The sequence below is a fragment of the Marivirga sp. genome, from assembly GCF_024636815.1.
In the GTDB taxonomy this organism is placed as follows: Bacteria; Bacteroidota; Bacteroidia; order Cytophagales; family Cyclobacteriaceae; genus Marivirga.
Genome location: NZ_JAGXGF010000085.1, coordinates 1 through 11,891 on the forward strand (window position 1 = coordinate 1; position 11,891 = coordinate 11,891).

The following is an 11,891-nucleotide window of genomic DNA, read 5'->3' on the forward strand; positions in this document are numbered from 1 at the left end:
TAAACTTATAGAGCTTTGAGCAATGAATTAGTTATTAATTCAACTCAAAATGGCAGTCGTATTGCCCTTCTAAATGATAGGAATCTTATTGAGATTCATTATGATAATAAAGAAGAGCAGTTTAGTGTGGGTGATATTTATTTAGGGAACGTCCGAAAAGTAATGCAAGGCTTAAATGCCGCATTTGTGGATGTAGGTTATGAGAAAGATGCATTTTTGCACTATCATGATCTTGGACCGAAAATGAACTCACTTTTAAAGTATACTAAATTTGCCACTACTCGTAATAACACCTCATACAAATTAAGTAAGTTCAAATTAGAGCCTGAGATTGACAAATTAGGTAAAATCTCACAGGTGCTCTCCAAGAACAAGCAGGTGTTGGTTCAGGTTATTAAAGAACCTATCTCTACGAAAGGGCCAAGACTATCATGCGAGTTGTCACTAGCAGGAAGGTATTTGGTATTAGTACCATTTGCCAATGGAATAAGCATATCCAAAAAGATATCGACTAGTGAGGAACGTAAAAGACTCACCAGATTAATTTCTTCCATTAAGCCAGAGAATTTTGGCGTAATTATACGTACTGTTGCCGAAGGTAAAGAGGTGGCAGAATTGGATACTGACCTAAGAAACTTATTAGATACTTGGGAGAACGGGGTAAAGAAACTTAAAGACGCTAAACCGAAAGATAAAATTATCGGTGAGGTAGGTAGAGCCTCTTCTATTCTTAGGGATATGATGAATGAATCTTTCGACAATATCCATGTGGATGATGAAGAAATTTTCAAGGAAATTCAAACCTATATCCAAAAAATCGATCCGAGTAAAGAAAAAATTCTGAAACTATATAGTGGAAAGAATAAAATTTTCGAACATTTCGGTATTGAAAGACAATTAAAATCATTATTCGGGCAGTCAGTTAACATTAAAGGCGGTGGGTATCTCATTATTGAGCATACTGAAGCTTTACATGTTGTTGATGTCAACAGTGGGAATAAATCAAATAATGAAGAAAGCCAGGAAGATACGGCTTTAAGTACAAATTTGGAGGCAGCAAAAGAAATTGCTCGCCAGTTGCGATTAAGAGATATGGGGGGGATTATTGTGGTCGATTTCATCGACATGAAGAATCCTGATAATAAAAAGCTTCTCTTTAAAAAGATGAAGGACTTTATGGAAACCGATCGTTCTAAGCATACTGTACTTCCACTATCAAAATTTGGATTAATGCAGGTTACTCGTCAGAGGGTAAGACCTGAATTAAATATCATAACTAAAGAAAATTGTCCCACCTGTAATGGTACAGGAAAGATAACCGCTTCCATATTAGTTACTGATAAAATTGAACAGGATTTAGATTATTTGTTGACAAAACAAAACGAAAAATCATTGAGTCTTGCTGTCCATCCATTTTTATACTCCTATTACACAAAAGGAATTACTTCTTTACGTGTGAAATGGTTTTTTAAGTATGGGAAATGGATTAAATTAATACAGGATAGTTCTTTAGCCCTTACGGAATACCATTTTATGAATGCAAATCAGGAGCTAATTGAAATGGAATAATTTGGTCATTAATGGTATTATTTTAATAGCCCATATTTTTATAAAAAGTATGGGCTATTTTTATTAAATATTATATCGAAGCCAAGTACCTATTAGTCTAAGATATTTTTTGACTTGGTAAAATTTATCTAAATTTAAGTCCTATTGGATTTTTTGAATATGGCGATATCTAAATCATTGTTTCAATTGAGGGGTATAAACCTCATGCAATTAATTTCACTCATATTAATTTTTGAGCTACTCACATTTAATGCCCTATCACTTCAAATTACTGATTCTTTACAAACTGCATCAAAAGACTCTATAGTTTTCTATGAATTTGATGGTTCTTTATATAGAGCGAGTTCCTATAACAATATTGCTAGGGAAGATGAAGAAGGTATTTTATATATAGGAAATGAAAACGGGCTTCTAGAATTTGATGGAACGCACTGGCAAATGCACCAAAATTCAAATTTTACACCAGTTGTTAATCTAAAGATTATTGGAGATAAGATTTACACAGTAGGGGGTGGTGATGTTGGTTATTATCAGAGAGATTCAATTGGCAGAATGCAGTATCATTCAATGAATGATAAATTAGATGAGGAAGAGATGCCTTATATTTGGTATATGGCTGAAAGCAATGGTAAAGTATATTATAGCAGTCTTAATAAAGGTATTTATTATTTTGATGGCGAACTTATTAAAAATATTGATGTTTCTGATGCCTACTCTATGGTTGAAGTTAATGATGAAGTAATAATATCTATTTTTGGCAAAAATGGTGGATTGGCTAAATTTGATGGTGATACGATTGAATACGTTAATAAGGAATTCAAATTTGAAGATGATGCTGCTTATAATATCATCCAGAAAAATGATGGTGAATGGATTATTTTTACCTCAGAAGAAGGGTTTTATACTTTGGATCCTGAAACTTATGAAACTGAATTATGGGATAATGAAGCCAATCAATATTTTTTGCAAGACAGTATGTACTTGTATTCAATTCGAAAATTTCAAGACTCATTATTTGTTGCTAGCTCTTGGACAAATGGAGTGATAATTTTCAATGATGAAGGTAAAATATTGCATACACTCAATGAAGAAAATGGTCTTAAAACGAATTATTATAATGCGCCATTGGCCGATAGAAGAGGTAATTTATGGTTAGCAAGTGGGTCAGGTTTAAATTATTTGAAATTTTATGCTGAGAATGAAAAGCTGAATTTTAAACCAAAAGCCTTGGTTCGATATATGCGTGTTGGAGATAGCACGATTTTTATTAAAGGTGGAAAAGATAAAGTTATTTTAACTGGGAATAATACTAAATCCTTTGGTTTATATTTCTCAGCACCAAGTTTTATTAAAGAAGATTTAGAGTTTTCTTATTATCTGGAAGGATTTGATGAGGGTTGGTCAGAATGGACATCTGATACAAGAAAGGAATACACCAATTTGTCTGGAGATAATTATGTTTTTCACCTAAGAGCACGTGATATTTACAATAAGGATTTAGAAATATTACCATTCGAGTTTAATATTATTGTACCGACCAAATGGTATGAAAACTATATTACATTTTTGTTTATTGGTTTATTTGTCGGGTTATTAATTTTTGGATTTATTCGTTATAGAACACATCGCCTAAGTATTAGTAATAAAAAACTAGAGGAACTAGTAAAAGAGAGGACATATGAATTGCGCTCTCAAAAGGAGCGATTGAAAGAAGCCAATGCAGAATTAAAAGTAATAAATAATGAATTAGATAATTTTGTTTATCGTTCCTCTCATGATTTGGTAGCTCCACTAAAATCTTTAAGGGGTTTAATTTCTGTGGCAGGGATGTCAAATAATACTGATGAACTACTGGAGTACTTTAGATTGATGAATATAAGTATTACCAAACTAGAAGAGTTTATTAAAAGTATTATGGATTTTTCTACCAATACTAAAAAGCCTTTGGAATTGAAGCTTGTAAGGCTAGATGATATTTTAGACAGTATCATAGAGGATTTGAAATTTTATGAAAATGCAGAAAAAGTTAAACTAATTAGAGCCTATGATTCCAATTTTGAAATTAGAACTGATCCTAAAAGATTAAATATTGTATTGAGTAATTTAGTTACCAATGCTTTAAAATACCATGATTTTGATAGAGGTATATCGCCCTTCATAAAAGTAAGCGCTAAAATTGAAAGTGATACCTATATAGTTGAAGTGGAAGATAATGGATCAGGAATACCAGAAGAATATCAAAGTAAAATATTTGATATGTTTTTTAGAGCGCATCAAGGTACTGATGGTTCAGGATTAGGGCTTTATATAGTAGTAGATACTTTGAATGTTTTAAAAGGTGATATTAAACTTACTTCTAAAGTAAGAAAAGGAACCATTTTTAAAATTGTACTTCCTATTATGGATTAAGATTAAAGATATGTTATTCAATCATCTAAATCTAATAGATTTTTTAAATTGAATATCACTTTATCTAATTCCATTGAACTTGTTTTAAGATGGTTTAATAGAATAGGATCTATTTTCCCATCTTTTGCTAACTCCATTACATTAATTAGGCCTAATACGCTTGCCACAGGCGCTCTAAGTTTGTGTGAGTTGTAAAATGTAAATTCTGCAATTTGTCTGTTGCGCTCATTTAATTTTTGAGTTCTTTCCATTACCCTTTGTTCCAAATTTTTATTAAGGCTATGAAGTTCCTTATTCACTCTGGCAAGCGCCAAAGATTTGGATGAAATACTCTTCTGTTTATCTTCTATCTCTTCTTTTTGTTGTTTAAGCCTTATATGAGCTCTTTTTAATTGAATGCTTTTATTCCTTAAATAAAAAATTAATACGAAAGCAAATATTAGTAGGGTGATTAAAAAAATTAAGAACTGGGTTCTTTTTTCTATTTTATTAGATAGTTCAGATTGCTGCAAGGCTAACTTAAAACGTTCTTTTTCTTTTTGAGCTAAATTATATTGAATACTCAATTTATTGATCTCTGCCCGTGATTCTGAATTGAAAATTGAATCCTTGATTTGCAGATATTTATCAAAATAGAAAACCAGAGAGTCTTTACCTCCTGTAAGCTTGAATAGATCAATTTTTGACTGATATATTCTAAGTAATAAATCTAACGCATTGATTTTGAGTGCAATATTTTCTGCTTCTTTTAGGGATTTATTTGCCTCTAAGTAATTATTTTGAGAAATGTATATTCTGGCAATTTCTATTTTACTCTCAGTGATTCCCCTTCCATAATTTAACTCTTCCCAATAAATTAAGCTTTGGCGGAGAAAATATTGAGCAGAATCATATTGACTACTTTCTCGCTTAACTATCCCTTTATATAAATATGTAAAACCTTTTGATTGTTTGCTTACACTATCTTTATTCTGAATTTGGTTGAGATAATAATTTGCACTGTCATAATTACCTTTTAGCATGAAAAGTTGCCCTAAATTCACTAATATTAGTTCAGGCGATAAGTCCTCCAAATTATTAATCTTTGATAAGGCCAACTTTATAAATCTGGCAGATTGCGTATAGTCTTTTTGCTTTTTGTAGGTCTCCCCAATATTGTTTAAGGTTTTGACGACTTCAATTTTATTTTCCTCCTGTTCAAATATATTGAGTGCTTCAAAATAGGCTTTTAAGGATGCATCATAAACACCTTGAAGCCAAAAGAACGTTCCTTTTTTACTTAATATGTAAGCTCTTCCTGTATCATTTTTCTCTGATTCTAGCTTTTCTTCTAATGCATTTACATAGAATAATGCATCTGTAGGAGACTCTTGAAAAAGTTTGCTAGTTAGATTCAAATATTCTATTACATCTTGCTCTTTATTAAACCCCTCTGAACTTAGCTTATTTTCAAGTAAATTATGCAATGAATCGATTTGGATTGCAGAAATTGAAGATGCAATAAAAATTAGGTATAAGGTCGATATAATTTTAAACCATTGGCTTTTCATAATTTATCAGTCAATAATTTAATTAAAATTATTTAACGTTTTGAGTGTTTTGAGATCTAATTTTTCAAGACTAATGATTTTAAAGTATCAACCCAATCTTTATTGTCGTTCAGGCTCTCGACTAAATCCCAGCGCTCTCCACCAGCTTCCTCAAATTCTTCTTTAAATTCTTCTCCCACTTCAATAGTGGTTTCTAGGCAATCAGCCACAAAAGCAGGTGAAAAAGCCAACACAGATTTTTTTCCTTCTTTAGCCAAATCTTTCAAAACATAATCAGTATAAGGCTTTATCCAAGGGTCATTTCCTAATCGGCTTTGGAATGTCACGGTATATTTTTCTTCCGGCAGATTTAATTCATTTGCAATCAGACGTGCAGTCTGAAAGCACTGAGCCCTGTAGCAAAATCTATTTTTATCATGATAAACATTGCAGCACCCGCCAAGTTTACAATAATTATCTACAGATCCTTTCCTGATTTGACGTTCTGGTAAACCATGGAAACTAAAAATCACATGGTCATAATCGTGTTTGTCTAGGTATTTTTTACCTAAGGTTGCGAAGGTTTTATAGAAACCAGGTTCCTCCACAAAAGTGCTGATAAAATTAATTTGAGGAATAATCTGCCATTTCTGAACGATTTCCATCACTTTATCGTGAACCGAGCCGCTTGAAGCTGAAGCATATTGGGGAAATAATGGTATTACAATTATTTTGGCAACTTTGTGATTTCTCAATTCATCTAAGGCATCCTGTATGCTGGGAGACTGATAGCGCATAGCTAAAGCAACAACATATTCTTCATCCAATTCGTCTTGGAGCATATCTCGAACATCTTCTCCGTAGAATTTCAAAGGCGAACCTCTGTCCACCCATAGTTTACGATATTCTTTGGCAGATTTTGGAGCTCTGAAAGGTGCAATAATCAAGTTTACCAACATCCATCGGTATATAAATGGAATATCAATTACCCTTTTATCCATTAAAAATTCTCTTAAATATTTTCGTACGTCACTTGTTTTAGTAGAGTCCGGAGTCCCCAAATTTACTAATAATACGCCTGTTTTTCCTTGATTTGCTTTCTTCATATTGGGTTGAGTAACCTTGGGGGTACTTTATATGTTTGTAATTTCTAAAAAAATATCTTTTTAGATAATGCAAAATGCCATTAGAGTTTTTTTAAAATGACTTATCAGATTTGATCACAGGTTAAGAAATGCCTAAATCTCTTTTTTGCTCTTGAAGTGAAGCTTTTAAATCAGATTCATTCTTTTGAAGCTTTTCAATTAAAGATTTTTTCATTTCTTTCTGATAGGCTTTCAATTGGTCTAAACTTCCTTTACCTGCATTTTGAATTTTTACTTCCAAATCTTCTAATTGCTGTATTAAGGTTTCCTTTTCCTTAAGAATAGTCTCTAATTTTTGATAAATATCGGTAACATCAAAAGCAAATTTGATGATTTTGGTAATCTCATTGTTTTGATTTTTTAGAATTGTATAGGAGCCTTTAATATTTATTTTTTGTCCATTTTTACTGAATCGCTCAAATATACCACTTTGAATTTTTCCTGCTCTTAAATTACCCCAGAAAGATTGATAATCTTCAGAATTTGCATACTCATTACTCACAAAAATTCTATGGTGCCTGCCTTTTATTTCATCAACTGAATTATAGCCAAATAAATTTATAAAAGTCTTATCAGCAGTAATGATTTCTCCATCGGGGCTAAATTCAATATACGCCATACCACTCTTTTCCATGGCAGTTAAGCGTTCGTTGTTTTCCTTTTGAGAGCGTTCCATCTCTTCCTGCGTAGCCTGCAATTCCTCCATGTTCTGGCGCATTTCCTCTTCCTGAGAACGCATTTGCTCTGTCATCTCTTGAGAATCTTCTAAAAGCTTGTTGGTTCTTTCATTTATCTTTACTGATTGTACGGAAGAAGCTATATTTTCTCCTACATCTTCGATAAATTTTCTTTCATTTTCAGTGAATTGGGTAAAGGTCCCAATTTCAATGACGCCATAGACAGTTTCATTTGCAATCAGAGGAACTATAAAAATGCTTTTTGGCGTTGCTTTGCCTAATCCTGAGGTGATAGAAATATAATTCTCAGGTAATTCTTTCATATAGATTGATTGCTTCTCTAGATAAACTTGCCCTACTAATCCTTGTCCTGCTTGAATGGTTTTTTCTAGAAATTTCTTTCTATCGTAAGCATAAGTAGCCGTTAAATGAAGTGCATGATCTCCATTTTCATCTTCATCCACGATAAAAATACTTCCCTGATTAGCGCCTAAGTAATTTACCATAAAAGTGATAACATGATCACTTAGCTCACTTATGTTATTGTTATATTTCCTTAAAATATCACCAAATTCAGCGGATCCTTTATTGGTCCAGTTTCTTACTCTGGCTTCTTCAGAAACATTCTTTAGACTATCCCTCATTTCGGCTAAAGAAGTTCCAATATCTCCCTCATTATTGAAAACTGAAATATCACTGTCAAAACTTCCTTTTCCGACTTCCAAAGCGAAATTTTTAACATTAGCTAAATTCCCTGAAAGGGTATGAATTTCTTCCAGAATAATATCAAATTCATCGTTAGTTTTGGCTCTATTTTCAGGGATATTACCCACACTTAGTATTTTTACTTCGTTTTGTAAGGTAGCAATACTGCTTTTGATTTGTTTACGTGCAAAGCGATAAAGAATCAGACATAGGATTATGGCTATGATTACAATAAATGTTTCAACTATCACAAATCTATCTCTGGCGGCAAATATTTTATTGGCTGTTGCCAGTGAATTTTCTTCTAAATTTGAATATAATAAAGTAGCTTTTTCATCAAACTCATCATTTAGGGATTTTAGATTTTCGGCATATAAACTTCCGTTAGGGTTGCTATTTGAGTTTTGGCTACTCAGTTCATCATCAATCCAATTTTGAAGGTCATTTGTATCATAAATAGTATCGCCTTCCATTCCTGAATAATTATAAAGTGATAAGCCGATATCTCCACCTCCAAATTGAGCATTATTGACTACTTCTTTTTGCTTATTTTGGATTCTATCACCAAGACGGCTCAATTTTTCATATAGGATAATGTTCTCAGGGCCATCCCAATGGATTTTTAAAGAATCTATACTGTCTTTGGCGGATCGAATTTCTTTTTCCCAGATATTATCTATTTCATTTTTCAAATTTTCATTTCCTGATAACAAGTAACTTTGTAATGTGACATTGGAATGGCGCACCCCACTTTTCATGGCCTCTACATACATTCGAGAAGGTTGTTTGTTTTCCAAAATATCAATTCCCATCACCATAATATTGGCAATTTGTGAAAGGGTTATTAAAACAACTATAACTATCAGCAGAGCCATACTACCATAGCCTAATATCATTTTACTTTTAATGGAATTGAAATTTATTTTTTTCATGTTATCCGTTCGCTATTTCTAAGTGTCAATTTATCTTTTATCAACCTAATTAAAAAGCTTCAAACATAAATTTTGATCAATCGGTTATCTTGAGACATTAAAATCATTGGAAAATGAAAAAAACACAGCAAAAATCGTTGATTTGGTTTAGAAGAAATCTTAGATTAATAGATAACGAAGCACTTTGGGAAGGAATTCAAAATTCTGAGCAATACCTTTTGCTCTATGTTTTTGATGAGAAATATTGAAAAGAAAACCCTCTGAAAATGAGACGTTCTTCTGATTTAAAGTTGAATTTTAGATGGCAATCAGTCATTGATTTAAAGCAAAATATAGAAAATATAGGTGGGCAGTTATTAATAGAAAAAGGAGATCCTAAGACAATCATTCAATCACTTTTGGAAGAGTATAGTTTTGATGCACTATATGCCCCGAAGGAATCAGGAACAGAAGAAATTCAAGAAGAAATGAATATTATAACCCTTTTTATAAAGCGAAAGGCTGATGTTCATTTTTATGCTCAAACTACTCTTTTTCATGAGGATGATATTCCCTGGCCAATTGGAAAATTACCTGATATTTTTACCCAATTCAGGAAAGAAAATGAAAAGCAAACCGAAGTGAGGAATTTATTCGAATCACCTCAAGATTTATCCTCCTCTATTTCTGTAAGTAAAAATTTTGATTTTTCAAATTTAGGGATTAATGATGTTCAACCAGAGGAGAAATCAGTTCTAAATTTCCAAGGAGGAGAAACAAAAGCTTGGGAAAGATTAAATTACTATATGTGGGAAACTGATCAGCTCAAAGAGTATAAAGACACCAGAAATGGGTTACTAGGTGAAAGCTACTCTTCAAAATTTTCACCTTGGCTGGCTTTAGGTTGTAGTTCTGCCAAATCGATTTTCTATCAAGTGATGAAATACGAGAAAGAACGAAAGAAAAATCAATCTACTTACTGGATGGTTTTTGAGTTGATTTGGAGAGATTATTTTCATTTTGTTTTGAAGAAATTTGGTTCTCAACTTTTTCAAAAGGATGGCATAAAGGGTTCTGAAGCAGATTGGAAATGGGATTTAGAACTTTTTGAAAAATGGATGAATGGTGTGACAGGCGTGCCATTTATTGATGCTAACATGCGAGAATTAAATGTTTCTGGATTTATGAGCAATCGAGGTAGACAAAATGTTGCCAGTTTTTTAGTAAAAGATTTAGGATTGGATTGGAGAATGGGTGCCTGGTATTTTGAGCATCAACTAATTGATCATGATGTTGCTAGCAACTGGAGTAATTGGGCCTATGTAGCCGGAGTAGGGAATGATCCAAGGGAAAATCGCTATTTCAACATTTTAAGCCAAGCCAAAAAATATGATGCTAAAGGAGGATATATCAGATATTGGATTCCAGAGTTGAAAGAAATAGAAGGCTTTAATATTCATAAAGTTGCTTTAATGAAGGAAACAGAATTGGAAAGAATAGAGTCTTTTATACCTGAAATTTACTTGAAACCGATAGTGGATATGGGGAAGTGGGAGTATTAATAAGAACCAACTAATTGTTTTATACTTTTATGATTGTAATATTAAATTCTATTTAGCTTATAAAAGACTTTTATTCAGGTTTAAATTCTTAATTGCCAATAAATGTTAAAATGTGTTCCAATTAGAAAAGTTATCCTGTTTGCTCTGGTATTAATTTTTGTTTCCTGTAAATCAAACAAAAAAGAAGAATCAAATTCACCTATTAAATTAACTATATCAGATAATATCGATTCTGATAAGTCTATAAATCAAGAAATAGTTGAGACCCTCACTAAATTCTTAGAAACGAAGAATAGCTCCTATTATGAAAATGAATATTGGTATAAGCCTGACTTTGGCACCTATATTTTTCCTTATTCTGATATTTATAAAATTGAGCATAAAGACTCTATTCAAAATTTCTATCAGCCAACATTGATGGAAATTGTGGATACCGATGAAGAGTATAAAAAGCTTGCTAAAATAGCTTTTATTGGACACAATGAGGTTAATAATGAGAATACGATAAAAGCTATTTATAATATAGTAGCAACCAAAACAGAAGGTAATATTGTGTTTAGTAATCCGCTTGGATACTTCACTAAAGATTGGGACAAAATTCAAAAAGGAAGTATTCAATATGTTGTTTCTCCTCAAAAAGAATTCGATGAAACAGAAGCTCAAATGCAATTGGAAGCAATTGATAAAATCAGTGAGTTTTACAGTATTGACCCTTTGCCAATCACTTATTACTCATGCGTTGGCTTAAAGGAGCTCTTTGAAATCAAAGGCTTTGATTACAAACCTACCATGTATATAGACGGTGGAGGTGGTTTAGCTGAACGCCATAATATTGTTTTATCAGCTAATAATACTGAAGTGTACACGCACGAAATTGTTCACCATTATAATTTAGTATTATCATCCTCCACCCATAAGTTAATAGAAGAAGGAGTAGCCACTTATATTGGTGGAACTCGGACCTATTCTTATTCTTGGCATAAAGAGAATCTGAAAAATCATATAAATTCTAATCCAGATATTGATTTATCAAAATATTTGGAGCCGTTTGAAAGGGTTTTTGCTGGTGAAACCTCAATTCCTTATATGGTGGGCGCCTTGATTTGTGAAAGGACTTTTAGGATTTATGGTAAAGAACATTTATTTGTATTAATAACAGGGGGTGTAGGTTTTTGGGAGTTATTAAGTGAAGTTGGCTTAACAAAAGAAAATTTTGATGCTGAACTGAAAAAGGAATTACAATTGCCGCCTACTTTGTGCATGTAATCTTAACCCACTATCCCTTAGCTTTATGCTCAAATCTTCTTATTTTTGTTTTTTAGCCTATAACAAAAATTGAAAATAAGATGAGACAGAAAATAGTAGCAGGAAACTGGAAAATGAA

At 32.2% G+C, this 11,891-nt stretch carries 6 protein-coding genes and 1 pseudogene; 4 read left to right on the forward strand and 3 right to left on the reverse strand.

The features are described 5' to 3' along the window. Positions 1-15: 15 nt before the first annotated feature. Both Q0L29_RS06440 and Q0L29_RS06445 read left to right on the forward strand, forming a co-directional pair. Positions 16-1,569: an Rne/Rng family ribonuclease gene (locus Q0L29_RS06440; RefSeq protein ID WP_296620075.1), complete on the forward strand. Its 1,554-nt coding sequence runs from the start codon at positions 16-18 to the stop codon at positions 1,567-1,569. Between the two features lie 204 nt (positions 1,570-1,773). Then, the gene (locus tag Q0L29_RS06445) at positions 1,774-3,978 is read left to right on the forward strand and encodes a HAMP domain-containing sensor histidine kinase (RefSeq protein WP_296620076.1); all 2,205 of its coding nucleotides are present in this window, start codon (positions 1,774-1,776) and stop codon (positions 3,976-3,978) included. Between the two features lie 17 nt (positions 3,979-3,995). Here the strand turns inward: Q0L29_RS06445 and Q0L29_RS06450 are convergent, their stop codons facing one another. The 3 genes from Q0L29_RS06450 to Q0L29_RS06460 form a co-directional block, all read right to left on the reverse strand. Next, a complete protein-coding gene (locus Q0L29_RS06450; protein ID WP_296620078.1) occupies positions 3,996-5,444 on the reverse strand; it encodes a hypothetical protein in 1,449 nt (482 codons plus the stop codon). 140 nt (positions 5,445-5,584) lie between these two features. Next, positions 5,585-6,613, reverse strand: a complete 1,029-nt coding sequence (hemH, locus tag Q0L29_RS06455) for a ferrochelatase (RefSeq protein WP_296620080.1) — start codon at positions 6,611-6,613, stop codon at positions 5,585-5,587. Positions 6,614-6,734: 121 nt separating this feature from the next. Then, a complete protein-coding gene (locus Q0L29_RS06460) occupies positions 6,735-8,966 on the reverse strand; it encodes a GAF domain-containing protein (RefSeq protein WP_296620082.1) in 2,232 nt (743 codons plus the stop codon). A 113-nt stretch (positions 8,967-9,079) separates the two neighbouring features. On the opposite strand from Q0L29_RS06460, the pseudogene Q0L29_RS06465 reads away from it, so the two are divergent. Together Q0L29_RS06465 and Q0L29_RS06470 are read left to right on the forward strand one after the other, a co-directional pair. Next, positions 9,080-10,507: pseudogene (locus Q0L29_RS06465) on the forward strand (DASH family cryptochrome). 102 nt (positions 10,508-10,609) lie between these two features. Beyond that, positions 10,610-11,773, forward strand: coding sequence for a hypothetical protein (locus Q0L29_RS06470; protein ID WP_296620084.1), 1,164 nt, complete (start codon positions 10,610-10,612; stop codon positions 11,771-11,773). Positions 11,774-11,891: the final 118 nt, after the last annotated feature.